Origin of the sequence: Klebsiella sp. 141153, assembly GCF_032601995.1 — a bacterium.
Taxonomy (GTDB): domain Bacteria; phylum Pseudomonadota; class Gammaproteobacteria; order Enterobacterales; family Enterobacteriaceae; genus Klebsiella; species Klebsiella aerogenes.
This window is the reverse complement of the sequence record NZ_JAQIRJ010000002.1, coordinates 555,433-575,701: the sequence shown is the minus strand read 5'-3', so window position 1 is coordinate 575,701 and position 20,269 is coordinate 555,433. Positions and strand designations below refer to the sequence as shown.

The following is a 20,269-nucleotide window of genomic DNA, read 5'->3' as shown; positions in this document are numbered from 1 at the left end:
GATGGGTTCGCCCCGGCGGCGCGGCTGCCGGGGCGAAAATTAGGGCTCGTGCCGATCCGCAAGCTCTGGTGCTTCCTCCGCCGCGATCTGCGGCCGTGATTTTTTCTTCCACTTCAGCTCGCTGACCAGTACCCCGGCGAGAATAAACAGACAGCCCACCAGCGCCAGCAGCGGCAAACGCTCGCCGGCGATACGACCAAACACGCCCGCCCAAACCGGCTCGCCGGTGTAAATCAGCGTCGCCCGCGTTGGCGATACGCTACGCTGCGCCCAGTTCATGGTGACCTGAATAATGGCGCTGAAAATCCCCAACCCCAGCGCGACGGCCAGCAGTTCCGGGCGCATCGGCGGGATAGACTCCCCTGCCGGCCCCATCGCGGCAAAAGCCACCAGCGAAGCGGTCGCCAACTGTACCACCGTCACCCGGCGCACATCGACCTGACGCGCCCACGCGCTGATTAAAATGATTTCGGCAGCGATAGCCACGGCGCTTGCCAGGGTAATCATTTCGCCAATTCCCAACGCCAGCAGGTTGTTTTCCGGCCCCGCCAGCAGGATCAGCCCGATAAACGCCAGCACGATGCCCACGCAGGACATGACGCCGGGCATGCGCCCCAGACACAGCCACTGCAACAGCGGTACCAGCGGTACATACATGGCGGTAATAAACGCCGATTTACTGCTGGAGATGGACTGTAAGCCCCAGGTTTGCAGGCTGTAACCGAGCGCAATCGCCACGCCGATCGCGACACCGGCCTTAACCTCAAGCCAGGTCAGGCCACGTAGGGTACGCAGCGACAGTAGCGCCACCGCCAGCGCGGCGGTGGCGAAGCGCAGGCCGACGAAGAAAAACGGCCCGCTAAAGCTCACGGCGTATTGTACGGCAAGAAAGGTACCGCCCCAGAACATGGTGATCACAATCAGGATCAGTTCCTGCGGCGTTATTGAGAGTTTGAGCGAAGACATGCGGCGACCAATAGCAAAAAATAGCTAACCAGTTTCGCAGGCGCTTCAGGCCGAAAGCAACACCCATTGACAAAAAAACCGCCGACATACGTCGGCGGCGAGGGTGATGCGGCAGGGTCGGGGGAGATTAACACCGCATCATTAAAGACAGTCCCGGCTAGCTATTGCGATTGCCGTGACTATTTTTACCCCCTTTTTTGCCAGCTTCCGAGGCGCGTTGAGGATCGTTTTTAAAGTTCCCCCCGCTGTGCTGGCCACCTTTACGACCTGCTTCTGATGCTCTGGCACGATCTTCGGCAAAGTTGCCGGAACCGCCACGATGGTTTGCCATTACTGACCTCCATTGGATTTGACATCATATTGCATTAGGTGAGTTCAGGGCCTAAGCCCCCGCGGCATATGGCATGGCCATTATGCATCGCGTGCTTATAAGCGTAGTAAATGAAACTCATTCCCTGGGCAAATAGTCACATTCCGCAACATTTAATCGTCAAAACCAGACGCCAGCCGCGAGCGCAACCGCTAAGCATTTCTTCTCTCAGCTGAAATCAGCCCTGCGCAAAATGTATCTATTTGCTACGAGATACGTTGCAAATTAATCTTTGCCATTTTGTTATAAATCAAACAAATGTTTGTTGGATTTGCACTCTGCGCCACAGGCCTTATCTTTATAGATAGCCAGTCGTTTGGCTGGACAATTACGCAACCGAGGAGTGATGCAAATGGCTAAAATTCTGGTGCTTTATTATTCCATGTATGGACACATCGAAACCATGGCCCATGCCGTTGCCGAAGGGGCAAATAAAGTTGACGGCGTTGAGGTGGTTGTGAAGCGCGTGCCGGAAACTATGCAGGCTGAAGCGTTTGCCAAAGCAGGCGGGAAAACACAAAATGCGCCCGTCGCCACACCGCAGGAACTGGCGGAGTATGATGCCATCATCTTTGGTACCCCTACCCGTTTCGGCAATATGTCGGGACAAATGCGCACCTTCCTGGATCAGACCGGCGGTCTGTGGGCGTCTGGCGCGCTGTATGGCAAAGTCGCCAGCGTCTTCAGTTCAACCGGTACCGGCGGCGGCCAGGAGCAGACAATTACCTCAACCTGGACTACCCTTGCCCATCATGGGATGATCATTGTGCCGATTGGCTACGGCGCGCAGGAGCTGTTTGATGTCTCCCAGGTGCGCGGCGGCACGCCGTATGGCGCAACCACCATCGCAGGCGGCGACGGCTCCCGTCAACCAAGCCAGGAAGAGCTGGCTATCGCTCGCTATCAGGGTGAACACGTCGCCAATGTGGCTGTGAAATTACACGGCTAACCTTTAACAGGAGGAGTTGCATGCCGAACCAAGAAGCGAAGGCCCACCACGTGGGCGAATGGGCAAGCTTACGTAATACCTCTTTGGAAATCGCCGAAGCCATTTTCGAACTCGCGAATTACGATGAAAAGCTGGCGGAGAAAATTTGGGAAGAAGGCAGCGATGAGGTGCTGTCGCGAGCTTTCGCCAAAACCGACAAAGACAGCCTCTTCTGGGGCGAACAGACCATTGAACGTAAAAACGTCTGATAGCTCAATTACGCGGGCATTGCGCCCGCGCTAATTCTTCACCCGGATTGCTCCGGGTTTTTTGTTTTATTTTGCCGCCTCGTTCATGACCTTTTTGAACGTTTCCAGCGGGCAGAATCCCTGATCATCTACCGGACAACCGTTAAGCGCCAGCGTGACCCGCTGCGGCGGGGATTGCAGGCTCAAGGCATCCGCGTTGCGCAGCTGTTCAGTGCTTTGATAGACATACTCAATTTTCATTAAATCGCGATTGCTGCCGCTATCGTGCCAGCGCTGGAACAGCAGCTTGCCGCCGATGGGGGTGCGCTCATACTGGCCCGGTAACTGGTAGGGTTTAAAGTCCAGCGCCGTCAGCAGCGAAGCGATATTGGAATCATGCCCGACCAGCAGCGTTACTTTCGCCTTCGCGGCGCCATCGCCTACCAGCGCATTATCGATATATTTGACCAGCGGCTTAGCGACATTGCGCGCCACTTCCGCGGAAGTAAACAGGCTGTCCTGATAGCCATTTTTCAGCTTCGACAACACCTGCCACTGCTTATCGCTGGCAATTTCGCCCCACGCCACCTGATCCTTCGGAAAACCTTCGTAGTACTGCAGGGTGAAGGCGTCGACCAGCGAGTTGCCGACCTTCAGCGGCCCGGAGACGCCCGGCTCCTGCTGATATTTGGCGCTAAAGGTATCTTTACCGTCGCTAAGCGAGCAGACATGCTTTTCTTTACAGGATGGCGAATTGCGATAGTCGGTCATCTCTTCCAGCAGCTTGTAGCTCTCAGCGAGCTGCATCCCCTGACGCTCTTTCTCCATCGCCTGCACCGCTTTTTGCGCGAATTCGGCTGAATCATCGGTAATGACCGGATTGAAAGTAGGATCCATGGTTCCCATCTGCGGCTGATGATGCACAGGCACCCCGCAGCCCGGGAAAGCGCCGGTGATAAAGAACTGCGCGGTTGCAACGGTGCGCTGCAGGCTATTGGCGTAGGCGTAAACCGCATTTTCCGGCGGGCACTCGCCGCTGGTCACCAGCTTCTGCTGCGCCAGCCACTCACGCATATAGTGACCCATGTAGACTTCCAGCACGCCGCCTTTGGTGGTCAACTGACCCCCTGGTACATCCCACTGCGGCCAGGATTTCGGCGTCGACTGCTCAAGTACGCTGCCATTATTGGCCAGCGGCGCGCGCAGGTTATGGCGGCTCATGATCAGCACCTGTTGCAGCTGATAGCCCTCTGGCGCAACGGCGTCCTGCGCCTGCACGCCGGCGGATAACAATACGGCCCCGGCCACCGCGGCGGCGAGTAGACTTTTTTTCATCCCTTCATCCTCAGTCATTTATTATCATCGCCATCATTGTGACGGATTTATGGCATTTTTGCGGGCAATGGCTCACAAACTGAGGCGTCGGTCGCTTTTTTAACACTTCAGAGATGGCCGGGAGCGGCAGATTCAGGACCGTAGATACTGTTATCGGTTTACAACTTTTTAGCTTGAGAAAAGCGTTTATCTCGTGTCGCTCCAGAGTATATCGCGCTCCCGGTTAATTTTTCTGCCATATGTTTTCCGCGGCGCAGGGAGCGCACAGAGGGCGGCCAATCGCTGCCAGTTTTTTTTCCCGGAGGCGGCGCGTTGCGCCTTCTCCGGGCTACCAAATCGCACAACGCTGTAGCCCCGGTAAGCGGCAGCGCCACCGGGGGTTTTGGGATCACCAGCACCAGTAGTGTCAGCCAGCGTGGTGAAGAAATTAACGGCAGGCCGCACGGACCGTAGATCGGGTAAAGCGTTAGCCGCACCCGACAAAAAACGGCACCGCCGGTCGCCCGGATAAAGCGCAAACCATAACCCGGGAGTACCTCAGTTGGTATGAACTTAACCGCTACCAAAGGCATAAAACAGAGTCAGGATGAGTGTCGCAGAGGGAGTGGCGAAAGCGGCGTCTATTCCGGTAATGGCACCGCCGCCAGCGTACAAATCGCTTCATGTTCGCCGCCCCGGCGGTCGACCATCACCACTTTATCCCCGGCCTTTTTACCTTCGCAGGGTTTTAACACCTGCTCGACAATTCGTTCGCGAACCTGTTGGCTTTCCGACTGCGCCCAACTGGCAAAAGCCGTCAGCATAAGCGCCGAAGCAAGCAGGCCGGCGAGACTTTTTTTAAACATGCATTACTCTCAGAAAATTCTCATTCAACGATTAGCGTAACAGCCGCAGCCCCGTTCGTCTGTAAATTGACTTAACGGAGTGTTACATCCAACGCCAGGACGCCCACAGAGCGTCATAAACACATTAACACCATCAATACTTTAACATAACGAGCCATGCCGGATGTCTTTGGCACTTTTAGGTCATCTTTCGGAAACATCCCGATGATATCGTCTTCGTGAGGCGTTATTTTTTCTTCTGTTTAAACAACTCATTAGGTTAATTTATGTCGGGTTTTGTGCTCTTTATCGTGGCGATTGCTCTGCTGGGAGTCGCCGTTTACAGTCTGGTGTCCTATATCAAAGAACGCCGCGCCGCTCAGTTGCCAACCGATAAAAAAAAGAAATAATTTCACTTTGCCAATCTTTACACCCGGGCTGCGTATTACCAGGGACAGGAGCCGATCCCACGGTCGGCTTCTTCCCGTAAATACAATTAGATTCAGCTCAATACCCCATATGTTGATATGCCTTATTGACGGCTAAAACAGTCAATGACACACCGGCGCCAAAAGCAATAATGGGTATTTATCCACTCTGGGCAATCCTGTATACCACAGTGTTTTAGGCGCAGTAACGGACTTAACCTCCAGATAGAATGGGATCTTTTCTTCTACATCAGCAATGACGGACATCGGCTGGTAAAGATATACCGGCTTTTCGCCTACTGCTCTGACATAGTGATTAGTGAACGAAAACGCACAGGCGCTTTCCATACTTTTTGAATCACTGTCTTCTTCATGCATATCGACAGTAATGACGATTCGGTTAATGATGTTGTCATCGGGCGCAGCGATCCATTTACCCACAATGCCGTATTCAGGACACTCGGTAAGGTATTCCACTTCACAGGCGTTGGCGTTAGGGATGTTCAGGTGCTCCAGAACCCTCCTCAATGCATCCACACAGAAGTTATCTCCCCCACGTAACCAGACGATAAATTCAGTTCCGCGGTAATGTATAGCGATCAGAAGGGTGGATAAATTTTTTGGTAAAAATTCGGTAGAACTGACTTACCGGTTCGGTATGAATCCCCCTCAGCGTATCCGTGTACCAGAGTTCGCCCTCACAGTCCCAACCCTTCAGCTCCAGATAACGGTGGTCATCGAAACGATAAATAACCTGCGTCGGCGGTTGTTGCGCCTGACATCCAACGACCATAAGCATGGCCGCCAGAACGGTCCCTGATGTGTATCTCTGCTTCATAAATATTCCCTAAATATCGAGCGCTGACCGTTGGTTTCCTATATCCAGTTCCCTGTCACTTTTGGGTTTCGGCATCTCCCACTGCAGGTTTGCCAATTCCTGATTACCGGCAGCCAGGTCGCGGGATGGCCTCACCCTGGTCGCATTGTTAAATTCGTTTAACACTCCAAACTTGCCCGTGGGTAAAACTTCATTCGGTTTGTTCATAAAGAATTTGGTTACAGCTGCAGGCAATTTACCGGAACGATAATATTCAATTGCCTGTTGGTTCAAACTCAAAGGATCTCGCCAGTCTGCACGATGCAGTAGATCTTCCCAGAATTTACCTACTTTATAGTCAAATACACGGCTTACTGAGCGTCTCTTCGCCTATAAAAGAATACACATCGGCAGCCATATTTTTGCTTCGAGGAAAGTAAAGCAAATAACGGTTTAACGTATCCTGTAATTGAATTATTTTCGTTTGTTCTGTCACAACCAAATATCCTTTTGATAAAACAGGGTCACTCAAAAATAATACGCCCGGCAACACAAAATTAAAATATAAGTTTATTATTCCATAATATATAATATTACCAGCCAATTACATTCACAGCGGAAATAAAAAACATTCATTTAAAGTCGACAAAAAAACAAAAAATGGGGTAAAGCATATATACAAGTCATTAAAAAGGGCTCCATGATAAACATGGAGCCCTTATTCGACATCAGGCTTGCCTGCCTTGTTGTCATAGTAACGGCGAATTACGACTCCCAGGCCTGCTCCGCTTTCGTCGCGTCAAACTGCGGAGGCGGTTTACGGAAACGGCGGGTCAGGTAGGTCAGATAAAGCAATCCCAGCGCGGCCCACACCAGACCCAACGTCAGCGAGGTCGCCTCAAGGTTCAACCACAGCACCCCCACGGTCAGCGCGCCGACCATCGGCAACAGCAGATAGTGGAAGCGGTCTTTCCAGGTTTTGTTATACCCCTTACGCCGCCAGAAGTGGTTGTATACCGAGAGATTAACGAAGGTAAAAGCTACCAGCGCGCCGAAGTTGATAAGCGCCGTCGCGGTCACCAGGTCGAAGAACAGCGCCGACAGCGCGACGATGCCCACCATAATCACGTTCAGCGCCGGGGTACGCCATTTCGGATGCACATAGCCGAAAATGCGCTCCGGGAAGACGTTATCGCGGCCCATCACGTACAGCAAGCGCGACACGCTGGCGTGCGACGCCAGGCCCGATGCCAGGGTATTAACAAAAGTGGTGCACAGGAAAATCGACTGGAACAGCTTGCCGCCGACGTACAGCGCAATTTCCGGCAGCGCGGCGTCCGGATCTTTAAAACGATGGATATCCGGGAAGAACAACTGCATAAAGAACGAGGCGACGATAAAAATAATGCCGCCGTACATCGCGGTAAGGAAGATGGCCTTCGGGATCACCCGCGCGGCATTCGGGGTTTCTTCTGAAAGCGTGGTAACGGCGTCAAAGCCGAGGAACGAGAAGCAGACAATCGTCGCGCCGGTAATAATCGGGATCAAATGCGCATTCTCGCTGATAAACGGCTGCAGCGACCAAACGGTGCCAACGCCCTCGCCTTTATGCAACCCTTGTACCACCAGAATCACAAACACCACCATGATGGAGATCTGCACCAGCACGAACAAGGTATTGAAGTTGGCCACCAGGTTGACGCTTTTCAGATTCGCCGCGGTCAGAATGGCGACAAAAGTCACCACCCACACCCACGGCGGCACTTCCGGAAACAGCGCGGAGAGGTAGATCTTCGCCAGCAGGACGTTAATCATCGGCAGGAACAGATAGTCCAGCAGTGAGGACCAGCCGACCATAAAACCGATGTGCGGGCTAATTGATTTTTGCGCATAGGTGTAGGCCGAGCCCGCTTCCGGGAACTGGCGCACCAGTTTACCGTAGCTGATGGCGGTGAATAGCACCCCAGCCAGCGCCAGCAGATAAGAGGCTGGAACGTGGCCATTACTGATGCCGGAAACGATGCCGAAGGTATCAAACACCGTCATGGGGGTCAGATAAGCCAGCCCCATCATCACCACTTGCCACAGTTTGAGCGATTTACGCAGACGCGGTTTTCCCGCCTGAGCGGCGTTTTCTGCAGGAAGATTAGCAGCCATGACGCATTCCCCCCATGCCGACGACAGTTTGCGGGCACAAAGACCGGGTAACAAACCTGCTTAGCAAGGGGGTAAGACGTAAATAAAAGGGTAAGACGGACCGATGAACGGCGGTAAGTTGGCATCCAATGCGGCCAAAGAGGCTCCCTTCTCCCTGCGGATATTTGAACATCTGCATCATCTCATTTCCTCGTCACACACTGTGTCGTTAACTGAAGCCCCGTTGCCGCCTGCGCTCCTTAACGCGACATCCGGGAAATGGCTGGGCTCCCAGCAAAAAGGACGACCAGGCTCCGCTCAGGCCGTATGATGCTACTGATTAAACTAATGCGCCCCTTACGGGGCGAACATCAGGCGTTTTTCAACATCCACTCAATTTCTGTTTCTGTGATAAGACGCTCAAACTGCAGTAACTCATCATTCTTACAGGCGTGGTAAACGTGGCAGAAACGCTCGCCAAGACGCTCCCGCAGATGATCGTTTTGCATAAACTCCCACAGCGCGTCGCTCTGGCGGATCGGGAACGGCAAGCCTTCTTGTTCCAGACCGTTACCTTCCACCTCTTCCTGCAGCGGCAGCGGATTATCCAGGCCGTGCAGGATGCCGGCGAAAATCGCCGCCATCACCAGATACGGGTTGGCGTCCGCCCCGGCTACGCGGTATTCAACGCGGTGGTTATGTCGATCGCCGCACGGGATACGCAGCGCTACCGTACGGTTGTTATGCCCCCATGACGCCTGCGTCGGCACATACATGCCCGCCTGGAAGCGACGATACGAGTTCACGTTCGGCGCCAGCAGCGCCATCGACGCCGGCATCAGGTCAATCATCCCGGCCAGCACGCGTTTCAGCAGGGCTGAATCCTCGCCGTCCGCATCCGCCAGCACGTTTTCACCCTTATTGTTTTGCATGCTGATATGGATATGCATCCCGCTACCCGCATGCTCTTCATAAGGTTTCGCCATAAAAGTGGCGTGCATCTTATGCTTCTCCGCCATTAAACGCACGAGACGTTTTAATGCCAGCGCATCATCGCACGCATCCAGCACGTTATCGGTGTGGTGGAGGTTGATTTCGAACTGCCCCGGAGAGGCTTCAGCCACCGCGCCATCCGCCGGGATCAGCTGTAACTGGGCCAGTTCATCAATATCATTCAGTACATCGGCAAAATGGTTGAGGTTATCAACGGAATAGACCTGGCTTTGGGTATTGCGGTCGTCGGTGCCGGGCGCGCACGGCGGCTGCAGGTAGCCTTCGGCATCGCGTTTGCGATCGAGTAAATAGAACTCCAGCTCTACCGCTACCACGGGGAACAATCCGCGCTGGCGGAGCTGCTGCCAGAGGCGGTTGAGTACGTTCCGCGGCTCAACGTCAAAGGGAGCGCCATCTTCATCAACCATGGTCAACAAGACCTGGCCGATGTATTCCGGATCGGCGGCCGAAGGGGTCAACGTACCTAATACCGGGACACAGCTGCGGTCCGGTTCGCCCATATCCTGGCCAAGCCCGGCCTCTTCCACCACGTTGCCGAGAATATCCATCGCGAAAACGGACGCCGGGAAGTAGCAGCCTTTCTCGAGCTTGCTGAGGCTGGCGACCGGAATGCGTTTGCCGCGGAAGCAGCCGTTAAGGTCTGTGAGGAGTACATCGACGTACTGAGTGTTGGGGTAGGTTTCGAGGTAGCGCTTCACTTCTTTAGCGAACGCGCTTACCCGTCTCTCTTCCGTCTGCTGAACAAAATTCTCAACTTCTACGATATTGGTTTCCATGATTCACCGCCGTTGTTTTAGTTTTCGGACCCTGACTGAAAACGTCAAATATAATGTCCACCCTTCGAATGTGTATGCAAACAAAATGTTTGTCAAATGTTAAATTAAGTTTGCAAACGGCTATTTCCACTGCTAGATTGAGAAAATATTGAACGATATGGCCGTTTATCAGTCACCAGCGGTCATAATTTAGTCCACTTTGTGAGGGCGATCATGGAAAATATAATGTACAAGCCAGTTATTGGCGTCGTGATGTGTAGAAACAGGCTTAAGGGTCACCAGACCCAGACTCTGCAAGAAAAGTACCTGAATGCCATTGTTAACGCTGGCGGACTGCCGATTGCCCTGCCGCACGCGCTGGCCGAGCCGGAACTACTGGATGCGTTAGTCGATAAACTGGACGGGATCTACCTGCCAGGCAGCCCCAGCAACGTGCAGCCGCACCTTTATGGTGAAAACGGCGATGAGCCTGACGCCGACCCCGGGCGTGATCTTCTGAGCATGGCGCTAATTAACGCCGCGCTCGAAAGGCGCATCCCCATTTTCGCCATCTGCCGAGGGCTGCAGGAACTGGTTGTCGCCACCGGCGGGACTCTGTATCGTCGTCTGTTTGAACAGCCGGAACTGCTGGAGCATCGCGAAGATCCTGAACTACCGGTGGAGCAGCAGTATGCGCCGTCCCACCAGGTGGAGGTGCAGGAAGGAGGTTTACTTTCTCAGTTAATACCGGGCTGCAACACGTTTTGGGTAAACTCGCTACACGGCCAGGGCGCAAAAACGCTGGGTTCGCGTCTGCGCGTGGAGGCCCGTTCACCGGATGGGCTGGTTGAGGCGGTCAGCGTCAACGACCACCCTTTCGCGCTGGGCGTACAATGGCATCCTGAATGGAACAGTAGCGAATACGCCCTGTCGCGTATGTTGTTTGATGGTTTTATCACCGCCTGTCAGAGCCATGTCGCCGAAAAGCGGCGGCTCTGACCACTACAGTTAAGGAAATGCAAATATGAGCGATGACGGACTGGCGCCAGGGAAACGTCTGTCAGAGATCCGCCAACAGCTGGGTCTTTCACAGCGTCGTGCCGCCGAACTGTCTGGGTTAACACATAGTGCCATCAGCACCATAGAGCAGGACAAAGTCAGTCCTGCCATCAGTACGCTGCAAAAGCTGCTGAAAGTATATGGGCTGTCGCTCTCGGAATTCTTTTCTGAACCCGAAAAGCCGGATGAACCGCAGGTCGTCATTAATCAGGACGATCTTATCGAAATGGGGAGTCAGGGCGTTTCAATGAAACTGGTTCATAACGGAAATCCGAACCGTACGCTGGCGATGATTTTTGAAACTTACCAGCCTGGGACCACAACCGGGGAGAGAATAAAGCATCAGGGTGAGGAGATAGGCACCATACTGGAAGGTGAAATCGTGCTGACGATTAACGGTCAGTCGTACCACCTGGTGGCTGGACAGAGCTATGCCATTAATACCGGCATCCCTCATAGTTTCAGCAACACCTCGGCAGGTATCTGCCGCATTATCAGTGCCCACACCCCCACCACATTCTAATTTCTTAGCCTGAGCAGGTTTCAGGCTTTCTTCAGGCCTGCCGCGGCGGATGTAATATTTCCGCCGCGGCGAAGAACTCGCAGTAATAATACCTGCGCAGCGCGGAAATCTTATTTCCTGCTGGCCCAAAGATAATTAACGCCAGTTAATGGCGAAGAGACGGTTTTCTACCCCGGGGACGCCCTGCGCCCTGAGCCCCTGAAAACGCCGAACCCTATATTTTGCCGATGATGTTTTTAAGGAGTCATGATGAATTTTCAGCACCTGGCTTACTGGCAGGAAAAAGCGAAAAACCTGGCCATTGAAACGCGCTTATTTATTAACGGCGAATATTGCGCCGCGGCCGATAATACCACCTTCGAGACTATCGACCCTGCCGCACAGCAGACATTAGCGCAGGTCGCCCGCGGTAAAAAAGCCGACGTCGAACGGGCAGTGAAAGCCGCGCGCCAGGCCTTTGATAACGGCGACTGGTCGCAGGCCTCCCCGGCCCGGCGTAAAGCGGTTCTCACGAAATTTGCCGACCTGATGGAAACCCATCGTGAAGAGCTGGCGCTGCTGGAAACGCTCGATACCGGCAAACCGATCCGCCACAGCCTGCGCGACGATATTCCCGGCGCCGCCCGCGCCATTCGCTGGTACGCCGAAGCGCTGGATAAAGTCTATGGCGAAGTGGCGCCCACCGGCGGCAACGAGCTGGCAATGATCGTTCGTGAACCGATTGGCGTGGTGGCCGCGGTGGTGCCGTGGAACTTCCCGCTGCTGCTGGCCTGCTGGAAACTCGGCCCGGCGCTGGCGGCAGGCAATAGCGTAATCCTCAAACCCTCGGAAAAATCGCCGCTCACCGCCCTGCGTCTGGCAGGGCTTGCAAAAGAAGCCGGACTTCCGGACGGGGTGTTAAACGTGGTCAGCGGCTTTGGCCACGAGGCCGGGCAGGCGCTGGCGCTGCATCCTGACGTTGAAGTCATCACCTTCACCGGATCCACCCGTACCGGCAAACAGCTGCTGAAAGATGCCGGCGACAGCAACATGAAGCGCGTGTGGCTGGAAGCGGGCGGCAAGAGCGCCAATATCGTCTTCGCCGACTGTCCGGATCTGCAAAAAGCGGTCAACGCCACCGCCGGCGGTATCTTCTATAACCAGGGGCAGGTCTGCATCGCCGGCACCCGCCTGCTGCTGGAAGAGAGCATCGCCGACGAGTTCCTGGCATTACTGAAAGCCCAGGCGCAAAACTGGCAGCCGGGCAATCCGCTCGATCCCGATACCACCATGGGGATGTTAATTGATAACGCCCATGCCGACAGCGTGCACAGCTTTATCCGCGGCGGTGAGGCCAAAAGCACGCTATTCCTCGACGGGCGGAAAAATCCGTGGCCAGCCGCCGTCGGCCCAACCATTTTCGTCGATGTCGACCCGTCCTCAACCCTCAGCCGCGAAGAGATCTTCGGCCCGGTGCTGGTGGTCACGCGCTTCAAAAGCGAAGAACAGGCGCTGCAACTGGCCAACGACAGCGACTACGGTCTCGGCGCCGCGGTGTGGACCCGCGATCTGTCGCGCGCCCACCGCATGAGTCGCCGCCTGAAGGCCGGCTCGGTCTTCGTCAACAACTACAACGATGGTGATATGACCGTCCCGTTCGGCGGCTATAAGCAGAGCGGCAACGGGCGCGATAAATCGCTGCACGCGCTGGAAAAATTCACCGAACTGAAAACCATCTGGATTGCTCTGGAGTCTTGATCATGACTGAACATACCACTAGCTACTACGCCGCCAGCGCCAACAAGTATGAACCGTTCCCAACGCTGGAGGAATCAATCAACTGTGACGTCTGCGTCGTCGGCGGCGGTTACACCGGCCTCTCCTCGGCCCTGCATCTGGCCGAAATGGGCTACGACGTAGTAGTGCTGGAAGGCGCGCGTATCGGCTTCGGCGCCAGCGGCCGCAACGGCGGACAGCTGGTTAACTCTTATAGCCGCGATATCGACGTTATTGAGAAGAACTACGGCCCGGATGCGGCCAAAATGCTCGGCAGCATGATGTTCGAAGGCGGCGATATTATTCGCGAGCGCATCCAGCGCTACCAGATCCAGTGCGATTACCGCCCAGGCGGCCTGTTTGTGGCCATGAACCATAAGCAAATGGAAACGCTGGAAGAGCAAAAAGCCAACTGGGAGCGCTACGGTAATACCCAACTGGAACTGCTCGACAGCCATGCCATTCGTCGCGAAGTAGACAGCGACCGCTACGTCGGCGCCCTGCTCGACCACAGCGGCGGCCATATTCACCCGCTGAACCTCGCCATCGGCGAAGCGGACGCTATTCGTCTTAACGGCGGCCGGGTGTATGAGCAGTCGCCGGTGACCCGAATTCAGCACACCAGCCCGGCGGTGGTCAGTACCGCACGCGGCCAGGTAACCGCGCGCTACGTGATCGTCGCCGGTAACGCCTATCTCGGCGACAAGCTTGAACCGGAGCTGGCAAAACGCAGCATGCCGTGCGGCACTCAGGTCGTGACGACCGCTCCGCTGTCGGAAGACTTAGCCCGCTCGCTGATCCCGAAAAACTACTGCGTGGAAGATTGTAACTACCTGCTGGACTACTACCGTCTTACCGGCGACAACCGCCTGCTGTACGGCGGCGGCGTGGTCTACGGCGCCCGTGACCCGGACGACGTAGAGCGGCTGATTATGCCGAAGCTGCTGAAAACCTTCCCGCAGCTGCAGGGGGTGAAAATTGACTACCGCTGGACCGGCAACTTCCTGCTGACCCTGTCGCGTATGCCGCAGTTCGGCCGTCTGGATAACAATATTTACTACATGCAGGGCTACAGCGGTCACGGCGTGACCTGTACTCATCTGGCCGGACGCTTGATTTCAGAACTGCTGCGCGGCGATGCCGAGCGCTTCGATGCCTTCGCCAAACTGCCTCACTACCCGTTCCCGGGCGGGCGCAGCCTGCGAATTCCTTTTACCGCCATGGGCGCCGCCTACTACAGCCTGCGCGATCGCCTTGGGGTCTGATTTGCCGTTCGGTTCCGTGATTAACTTTTGCTAAAGGGTGTTTATTATGAGCAACAATGAATTCCATCAGCGTCGTCTTACCGCTACCCCGCGCGGCGTGGGCGTTATGTGCAACTTCTTTGCCCAGAGCGCGCAAAACGCCACCTTGACCGATGTCGAAGGCAATGAATATATCGATTTCGCCGCCGGCATCGCGGTGCTGAATACCGGCCATCGCCATCCGCGGATGGTCGCCGCGGTTGAACAGCAGCTGCAGCAATTTACCCATACCGCCTATCAGATCGTGCCTTATGAAAGCTATGTGTCGCTAGCGGAGAAGCTCAACGAACTGGCGCCGGTGAAAGGCCCGGCAAAAACCGCCTTCTTCTCTACCGGCGCGGAAGCGGTAGAAAACGCGGTGAAAATCGCCCGTGCCCATACCGGACGCCCCGGCGTTATCGCCTTCGGCGGCGGTTTCCATGGCCGTACCTATATGACGATGGCGCTAACCGGTAAGGTCGCGCCGTACAAACTGGGCTTCGGGCCGTTCCCCGGCTCGGTATACCACGTGCCGTACCCGTCAGCGCTGCACGGTATCAGCACCGCCGATTCGATTACCGCCCTTGAACGCCTGTTCAAAGCCGATATCGAAGCCAAACAGGTGGCGGCGATTATTTTCGAACCGGTACAGGGCGAAGGCGGCTTTAACGTCGCGCCGAAAGAGCTGGTTGCCGCAGTACGCCGCCTCTGCGATGAGCACGGCATCGTAATGATTGCCGATGAAGTACAGAGCGGCTTCGCCCGCACCGGTAAATTGTTCGCCATGGATCACTATGCCGATAAACCGGATCTGATGACGATGGCTAAAAGCCTGGCGGGCGGCATGCCGCTTTCCGGCGTGGTCGGTAACGCGCAGATCATGGATGCCCCGGCGCCGGGCGGCTTAGGCGGCACCTACGCCGGCAACCCGCTGGCGGTGGCGGCCGCGCATGCGGTGCTGGATATCATTGATAACGAAGCGCTGTGCGAGCGCGCGCAGTTCCTCGGCGAGCGCCTGCTGGCGACGCTACAGGAAGTTAAGGGCTGGTGTCCGGCGCTGGTGGAAGCGCGCGGCGTGGGTTCGATGATCGCCGCCGAGTTCTTCGATCCGGCGACCGGCGAACCGTCGGCGGCGATTGCGCAGAAAATCCAGCAGCAGGCGCTGGAGCAGGGCCTGCTGCTGTTGACCTGCGGCCAGTATGGCAACGTTATTCGCTTCCTCTATCCGTTGACCATCCCGGATGCTCAATTCTCCCGCGCGCTGACGATCCTGCAGAGCGTCACTCGTCTGTAACGCCCTCCGCCGGCGGCGCTGGTCGCCGGCTGTTTTCCTCGCTGCTGACGATACACTGCTGGGGATAGTGCTGCTGAAAATAGTGGCGCAGAAACTCTACGGTGGTGCGAATTTTGGCTGAGGTCGCCAGCCGCGACACGTAGACCGCCCAGACGTTGGCGGGCTGATAATAGTCCGGCAGCACGTGTACCAGATGGCCGCTGGCGATATTTTCACTGACATCCCACCATGAACGTAATGCAATCCCCTGCCCATCCAGACACCACTGATGCACAATCTCACCATGGTTGGAGGAGAGCGGCCCGGTTACCTTGATCGCGTGCTGGCCCTCTTTGCTGTGCAGTTGCCAGACGCCAAACGGATGATCGCGCTCTTTAATCACCAGACAGGGTAAGGCTGCCAGGTCGCTTAGCTGTTTCGGCGGCGAGTGGCGGGCAAGGAACTGCGGCGACGCGCAGAGAATACGGTGGTTGGTCGCCAGCTTGCGGGCAATCAGATTCGGCGCGATATCGTCGCCGACGCGAATATCGAGATCCACCCCTTCATTGACCAAATCCACCAGCCGGTCCTGGACATCGAAGCGCAGCTCAAGTTGCGGGTACTGGCGGGCCAGCGCCGACAGCGCGGGGGCGACCACCCGGCGACCAAAGCCGAAGCTGCTGATAATTCGTAGCGTTCCCTGCGGTACCTGACGCACGTCGGAAAGCTCGTCCATCATCTCATCCACATCCTGCAGAATGCGCTGCGCCCATTCGTAGATCCGCTCCCCCTCTTCGGTAATGGTGACCCGTCGGGTGGTACGGTGCAGCAACATCACATGCAGGGTTTGCTCCAGCAGCGAAACCCGCTTGCTGACGAACGCCGGTGAGACGCCAAGCTCCTCGGCGGCGGCGGCAAAACCGGCCCGGCGAGCGACCAGCATGAACACGCGTAAATCATTTAGCAGCGGCAGATTATTCATGATCTGTGTTTTATGTTTCACCAGTTAGCGTGATTAATTATGAACCAGTCAATTATAGGATAGGCAGGTGGTCAAACATCATCGCTAAAAAGTGAGAACCGGAATGAAAAAAACCTGTCGTATTGCCGCCATCCCCGGTGACGGAATTGGTAAAGAAGTTCTGCCTGAAGGTATTCGCGTGCTGCAAGCCGCCGCGCAGCGTTGGGATCTGTCGCTGAGCTTCGAGCAGATGGAGTGGGCAAGCTGCGAATATTACGCCCACCACGGCAAGATGATGCCGGACGACTGGCGCGAGCAGTTGCAGGGCTTCGATGCTATCTATTTCGGCGCCGTCGGCTGGCCGGATACCGTCCCCGACCATATCTCGCTATGGGGATCGCTACTGAAGTTCCGCCGTGAGTTCGATCAGTACGTCAATCTGCGTCCGGTGCGCCTGTTCCCCGGCGTCCCCTGTCCGCTGGCGGGTAAAAAGGCCGGCGACATCGATTTTTACGTGGTGCGCGAAAATACCGAAGGCGAATATTCCGCCCTCGGCGGTCGCGCCAATGAAGGCACGGAGCATGAAGTGGTGATTCAGGAGTCGGTCTTCACCCGCCGCGGCGTTGACCGGATCCTGCGCTACGCCTTTGAGCTGGCGCAAAGCCGCCCGCGCAAAACGCTGACCTCCGCGACCAAATCTAACGGTCTGGCGATCAGCATGCCCTACTGGGATGAACGCGTGGAAGAGATGGCCAAAAGCTATCCCGAAATTCGCTGGGACAAGCAGCATATCGATATTCTCTGCGCCCGCTTCGTGCTGCAGCCGGAACGTTTCGACGTGGTCGTCGGCTCGAACCTGTTTGGCGATATTCTGTCGGATCTCGGCCCGGCCTGTACCGGCACTATCGGTATTGCGCCGTCGGCTAACCTGAACCCAGAGCGGACCTTCCCGTCGCTGTTCGAACCGGTTCACGGGTCGGCGCCGGATATTTACGGTAAAAATATCGCCAACCCGATCGCCACCGTTTGGGCCGGGGCGATGATGCTCGATTTCCTTGGTAACGGCGATGAGCGCTACCACGCCGCGCATAACGGCATTCTGGCGGCGATAGAGCAGGTGATCGCCAGCGGGCCGAAAACCCCGGACATGAAAGGCACCGCCTCAACGCAGCAGGTCAGCGACGCTATCTGCAAGGCCATTTTGGCGTAATTACCGCGCCGCTCCCCGGTGGCGCTGCGCTTACCGGGGCTACAATGGCACGCTCATGTAGATATCGCATCGGTTTGCAACGGTTTTGGTCCGGGAAAAACATGTGCTTTGTGTTAATTCAGAGCACATTGCGCTCCCGATATTTCTTCTGCGTTATGGCTCTCATGGAGCAGGGAGCGCACAGAGGGCGGCCATTCGCCGCCGCCCTCTGTACTCCCGGGCTCTGGCCGCCAAAATCGCCACTTCGTGGTACCTTCGACTTATCCCTGCAGGCTTCGGGTCGGGCCGAGGCAGCGTCCTTGCAAAACACGGCCCTCAGCCCGCATCCATGCGGGCTGCCCCGGCCTTCCGGGAACGTCTCAGCGATTTTGAGGCCACCAACACCAGCAGTTTCAGCCAGCGTGGTGAATAAATAAAAGGCAGGTCGCTCGGACCGTAGCCCGGGTAAGGCGTAGCCGCTACCCGGGAAAACCCGCACGCCTGGCCTGCCAACTCCCCTCTCTCCTCTCAATGCAGAATCCCCCACGATTGACAAGTGAACCGCATCACAGCGGCGAACTTTATTGATTCCTGAAAGGAAAGAACCTGCGCCAATTCACCTTTTATTATTTCCGTTCCGTGTTTTATTGCTTCACGAATCGGCCAATTGTTTAATTCATGTAACAAAGAAATAATCCAATTGTTAATAGCATTTTGCTACGAACCCTGACCCTACAGCGTGATAACAACGACAGGCTAAAGCCACCGACGGGCAACCGTGCCCAGGAGATCACTCATGTTGAGCAACGTAAAGAAAAAAGATGTGCCGCTGATTGTCATCAGCCTGGCGGCCATTGTTTTCATCGCCGCTACATTAAGTCTCTTCCCCCAACAAACCGCGCAGGCGGCTAATTCGATTTTTAACGGCGTCACCCGCCTGCTGGGTTCCGCGGTACAGGTGCTGGTGCTACTGGCGCTGGGACTGGTGTTGTATCTGGCCACCAGCAAATACGGCAATATCCGGCTCGGTGAAGGCAAAGCCGAGTACAGCACTCTCTCATGGCTGTTTATGTTTATTTGCGCCGGACTCGGCTCCTCTACGCTGTACTGGGGTGTTGCCGAGTGGGCTTATTACTACCAGACCCCTGGCCTGAATATTGCGCCGCATTCAGCAAAAGCGCTGGAATACAGCATCCCCTACTCTTTCTTCCACTGGGGCATTAGCGCGTGGGCGACCTACACCCTCGCCTCGCTGATCATGGCCTATCACTTTCACGTGCGGAAAAATAAAGGCCTCAGCCTCTCCGGGATCATTTCGGCAATCACCGGCGTCAATCCGCAGGGTTTCTGGGGTCGCCTGGCTGACCTGATGTTTCTGATCGCCACCGTCGGCGCGTTAACCATTTCGTTGGTGGTCACAGCCGCCACCTTCACCCGCGGCCTGTCAGCTCTCACCGGACTGCCGGATAACTTCACCGTCCAGGCGTTTGTGATCCTGCTCTCCGGCGGTATTTTCTGCATGAGCTCGTGGATTGGCATCAATAACGGCCTGCAGCGACTGAGCAAAATGGTCGGCTGGGGAGCGTTCCTGCTGCCGTTAGTGGTATTACTGGTTGGTCCGACCGAATTCATCACCAATAACATCATCAACGCCATCGGTCTGACGAGCCAAAACTTTCTGCAGATGAGCCTGTTTACCGACCCGCTCGGCGATGGCGCCTTTACCCGCAACTGGACCGTCTTCTACTGGCTGTGGTGGATCTCCTATACCCCAGGCGTGGCGATGTTCGTCACCCGCGTCTCCCGCGGACGTAAGATTAAAGAGGTGATCTGGGGGCTTATTCTCGGCAGCACCGCCGGCTGCTGGTTCTTCTTCGGGGTGATGGAAAGCTATGCCATGCATCAGTTCGTCAACGGCGTGATTAACGTGCCGCAGGTGATGCAGTCCCTCGGCGGCGAAACCGCCGTCCAGCAGGTGCTGATGTCGCTGCCGGCGGGCAAGCTGTTCCTCGCCGCCTATCTGTTCGTGATGATCGTTTTCCTCGCCTCGCATATGGATGCGGTGGCCTACACCATGGCGGCAACCAGTACCCGTAACCTGCGCGAAGGCGAAGATCCGGATCGCGGCATGCGCCTGTTCTGGTGCGTGGTGATCACCCTCATCCCGCTATCGATTCTGTTTACCGGCGCCTCGCTGGAAACCATGAAAACCACCGTGGTGCTGACCGCCTTACCGTTCCTTGCCATTTTACTGATCAAGACCGGCGGCTTTGTACGCTGGCTAAAACAGGACTACGCCCACGTGCCTGTGCATCAGATAGAAACCCATACGCCCGAGCCGATCGTTAAAGCCGAGACGCTGCCGGTTGGCGCGGTACTTAAAGGCGACGGCCAGTCGCTGTAAA

At 55.9% G+C, this 20,269-nt stretch carries 19 protein-coding genes and 1 pseudogene; 10 read left to right on the top strand and 10 right to left on the bottom strand.

The features are described 5' to 3' along the window. Nucleotides 1-39 precede the first annotated feature (39 nt). Nucleotides 40-966, bottom strand: a complete 927-nt coding sequence (locus tag PGS10_RS05745; protein ID WP_142688907.1) for a DMT family transporter — start codon at nt 964-966, stop codon at nt 40-42. A gap of 157 nt (nt 967-1,123) precedes the next feature. After that, nucleotides 1,124-1,297 (bottom strand): general stress protein, encoded by a 174-nt coding sequence (locus PGS10_RS05740; protein WP_015367250.1) that lies wholly within the window; start codon nt 1,295-1,297, stop codon nt 1,124-1,126. Between the two features lie 391 nt (nt 1,298-1,688). On the opposite strand from PGS10_RS05740, the gene wrbA reads away from it, so the two are divergent. Both wrbA and PGS10_RS05730 read left to right on the top strand, forming a co-directional pair. Beyond that, complete coding sequence (gene wrbA / locus PGS10_RS05735) at nt 1,689-2,285, top strand: NAD(P)H:quinone oxidoreductase (RefSeq protein ID WP_015367251.1); 597 nt, start codon at nt 1,689-1,691, stop codon at nt 2,283-2,285. Between the two features lie 20 nt (nt 2,286-2,305). Next, on the top strand, nt 2,306-2,533 hold the full coding sequence (locus PGS10_RS05730) for a YccJ family protein (protein WP_015367252.1): 228 nt from the start codon (nt 2,306-2,308) through the stop codon (nt 2,531-2,533). Between the two features lie 66 nt (nt 2,534-2,599). Here the strand turns inward: PGS10_RS05730 and agp are convergent, their stop codons facing one another. Continuing rightward, the gene (gene agp / locus PGS10_RS05725) at nt 2,600-3,847 is read right to left on the bottom strand and encodes a bifunctional glucose-1-phosphatase/inositol phosphatase (protein ID WP_316422552.1); all 1,248 of its coding nucleotides are present in this window, start codon (nt 3,845-3,847) and stop codon (nt 2,600-2,602) included. A gap of 620 nt (nt 3,848-4,467) precedes the next feature. Continuing rightward, the gene (locus PGS10_RS05720; protein ID WP_045396984.1) at nt 4,468-4,692 is read right to left on the bottom strand and encodes a hypothetical protein; all 225 of its coding nucleotides are present in this window, start codon (nt 4,690-4,692) and stop codon (nt 4,468-4,470) included. A gap of 266 nt (nt 4,693-4,958) precedes the next feature. Here PGS10_RS05720 and PGS10_RS05715 point away from each other — a divergent pair, with 266 nt between their 5' ends. After that, nucleotides 4,959-5,081: a small membrane protein gene (locus tag PGS10_RS05715; RefSeq protein ID WP_072251592.1), complete on the top strand. Its 123-nt coding sequence runs from the start codon at nt 4,959-4,961 to the stop codon at nt 5,079-5,081. A gap of 141 nt (nt 5,082-5,222) precedes the next feature. Here the strand turns inward: PGS10_RS05715 and PGS10_RS05710 are convergent, their stop codons facing one another. From PGS10_RS05710 to PGS10_RS05690, 5 genes and pseudogenes are all read right to left on the bottom strand, one after another. Beyond that, nucleotides 5,223-5,636 (bottom strand): hypothetical protein, encoded by a 414-nt coding sequence (locus tag PGS10_RS05710; protein WP_316422550.1) that lies wholly within the window; start codon nt 5,634-5,636, stop codon nt 5,223-5,225. Between the two features lie 55 nt (nt 5,637-5,691). Next, nucleotides 5,692-5,937, bottom strand: a pseudogene (locus PGS10_RS05705) (T6SS immunity protein Tli3 family protein); the annotation flags it as partial. 9 nt (nt 5,938-5,946) lie between these two features. Beyond that, entirely contained in the window at nt 5,947-6,216 is a 270-nt protein-coding gene (locus PGS10_RS05700; protein ID WP_316422549.1) for a hypothetical protein, read from the bottom strand. 465 nt (nt 6,217-6,681) lie between these two features. Further along, the gene (locus tag PGS10_RS05695) at nt 6,682-8,073 is read right to left on the bottom strand and encodes an APC family permease (RefSeq protein WP_015367261.1); all 1,392 of its coding nucleotides are present in this window, start codon (nt 8,071-8,073) and stop codon (nt 6,682-6,684) included. Nucleotides 8,074-8,423: 350 nt separating this feature from the next. Then, a complete protein-coding gene (locus tag PGS10_RS05690) occupies nt 8,424-9,842 on the bottom strand; it encodes a glutamine synthetase family protein (protein ID WP_045396993.1) in 1,419 nt (472 codons plus the stop codon). A 225-nt stretch (nt 9,843-10,067) separates the two neighbouring features. Here PGS10_RS05690 and puuD point away from each other — a divergent pair, with 225 nt between their 5' ends. From puuD to puuE, 5 genes are all read left to right on the top strand, one after another. Beyond that, nucleotides 10,068-10,820, top strand: a complete 753-nt coding sequence (puuD, locus tag PGS10_RS05685; protein WP_161798760.1) for a gamma-glutamyl-gamma-aminobutyrate hydrolase — start codon at nt 10,068-10,070, stop codon at nt 10,818-10,820. Between the two features lie 25 nt (nt 10,821-10,845). Then, nucleotides 10,846-11,403 (top strand): HTH-type transcriptional regulator PuuR, encoded by a 558-nt coding sequence (gene puuR, locus PGS10_RS05680; protein ID WP_002898590.1) that lies wholly within the window; start codon nt 10,846-10,848, stop codon nt 11,401-11,403. 249 nt (nt 11,404-11,652) lie between these two features. Then, on the top strand, nt 11,653-13,140 hold the full coding sequence (puuC, locus tag PGS10_RS05675) for an aldehyde dehydrogenase PuuC (RefSeq protein ID WP_047050558.1): 1,488 nt from the start codon (nt 11,653-11,655) through the stop codon (nt 13,138-13,140). Between the two features lie 2 nt (nt 13,141-13,142). Continuing rightward, on the top strand, nt 13,143-14,423 hold the full coding sequence (locus PGS10_RS05670; RefSeq protein ID WP_045397003.1) for an NAD(P)/FAD-dependent oxidoreductase: 1,281 nt from the start codon (nt 13,143-13,145) through the stop codon (nt 14,421-14,423). A gap of 46 nt (nt 14,424-14,469) precedes the next feature. After that, nucleotides 14,470-15,735: a 4-aminobutyrate transaminase gene (puuE, locus tag PGS10_RS05665; RefSeq protein ID WP_289576810.1), complete on the top strand. Its 1,266-nt coding sequence runs from the start codon at nt 14,470-14,472 to the stop codon at nt 15,733-15,735. Here the strand turns inward: puuE and PGS10_RS05660 are convergent. Further along, nucleotides 15,722-16,717, bottom strand: coding sequence for a LysR substrate-binding domain-containing protein (locus tag PGS10_RS05660; protein ID WP_161801883.1), 996 nt, complete (start codon nt 16,715-16,717; stop codon nt 15,722-15,724). The genes puuE and PGS10_RS05660 overlap by 14 nt on opposite strands. A gap of 82 nt (nt 16,718-16,799) precedes the next feature. On the opposite strand from PGS10_RS05660, the gene PGS10_RS05655 reads away from it, so the two are divergent. Together PGS10_RS05655 and PGS10_RS05650 are read left to right on the top strand one after the other, a co-directional pair. Next, entirely contained in the window at nt 16,800-17,885 is a 1,086-nt protein-coding gene (locus PGS10_RS05655; RefSeq protein ID WP_047043597.1) for a tartrate dehydrogenase, read from the top strand. Between the two features lie 775 nt (nt 17,886-18,660). After that, nucleotides 18,661-20,268, top strand: coding sequence for a BCCT family transporter (locus tag PGS10_RS05650; RefSeq protein ID WP_047043604.1), 1,608 nt, complete (start codon nt 18,661-18,663; stop codon nt 20,266-20,268). The last annotated feature ends 1 nt before the right edge of the window (nt 20,269 follow it).

Excerpts from the sequence above, each read along its gene's own strand:
- PGS10_RS05715 (WP_072251592.1), top strand. The coding sequence starts at position 4,959 with ATGTCGGGTTTTGTGCTCTTTATCGTGGCGATTGCTCTGCTGGGAGTC.
- PGS10_RS05720 (WP_045396984.1), bottom strand. The coding sequence starts at position 4,692 with ATGTTTAAAAAAAGTCTCGCCGGCCTGCTTGCTTCGGCGCTTATGCTG.
- PGS10_RS05650 (WP_047043604.1), top strand. The coding sequence starts at position 18,661 with ATGTTGAGCAACGTAAAGAAAAAAGATGTGCCGCTGATTGTCATCAGC.
- wrbA (WP_015367251.1), top strand. The coding sequence starts at position 1,689 with ATGGCTAAAATTCTGGTGCTTTATTATTCCATGTATGGACACATCGAA.
- PGS10_RS05740 (WP_015367250.1), bottom strand. The coding sequence starts at position 1,297 with ATGGCAAACCATCGTGGCGGTTCCGGCAACTTTGCCGAAGATCGTGCC.
- PGS10_RS05745 (WP_142688907.1), bottom strand. The coding sequence starts at position 966 with ATGTCTTCGCTCAAACTCTCAATAACGCCGCAGGAACTGATCCTGATT.
- puuE (WP_289576810.1), top strand. The coding sequence starts at position 14,470 with ATGAGCAACAATGAATTCCATCAGCGTCGTCTTACCGCTACCCCGCGC.
- puuD (WP_161798760.1), top strand. The coding sequence starts at position 10,068 with ATGTACAAGCCAGTTATTGGCGTCGTGATGTGTAGAAACAGGCTTAAG.
- PGS10_RS05655 (WP_047043597.1), top strand. The coding sequence starts at position 16,800 with ATGAAAAAAACCTGTCGTATTGCCGCCATCCCCGGTGACGGAATTGGT.
- PGS10_RS05695 (WP_015367261.1), bottom strand. The coding sequence starts at position 8,073 with ATGGCTGCTAATCTTCCTGCAGAAAACGCCGCTCAGGCGGGAAAACCG.
- puuR (WP_002898590.1), top strand. The coding sequence starts at position 10,846 with ATGAGCGATGACGGACTGGCGCCAGGGAAACGTCTGTCAGAGATCCGC.
- PGS10_RS05730 (WP_015367252.1), top strand. The coding sequence starts at position 2,306 with ATGCCGAACCAAGAAGCGAAGGCCCACCACGTGGGCGAATGGGCAAGC.
- PGS10_RS05670 (WP_045397003.1), top strand. The coding sequence starts at position 13,143 with ATGACTGAACATACCACTAGCTACTACGCCGCCAGCGCCAACAAGTAT.
- puuC (WP_047050558.1), top strand. The coding sequence starts at position 11,653 with ATGAATTTTCAGCACCTGGCTTACTGGCAGGAAAAAGCGAAAAACCTG.
- agp (WP_316422552.1), bottom strand. The coding sequence starts at position 3,847 with ATGAAAAAAAGTCTACTCGCCGCCGCGGTGGCCGGGGCCGTATTGTTA.
- PGS10_RS05690 (WP_045396993.1), bottom strand. The coding sequence starts at position 9,842 with ATGGAAACCAATATCGTAGAAGTTGAGAATTTTGTTCAGCAGACGGAA.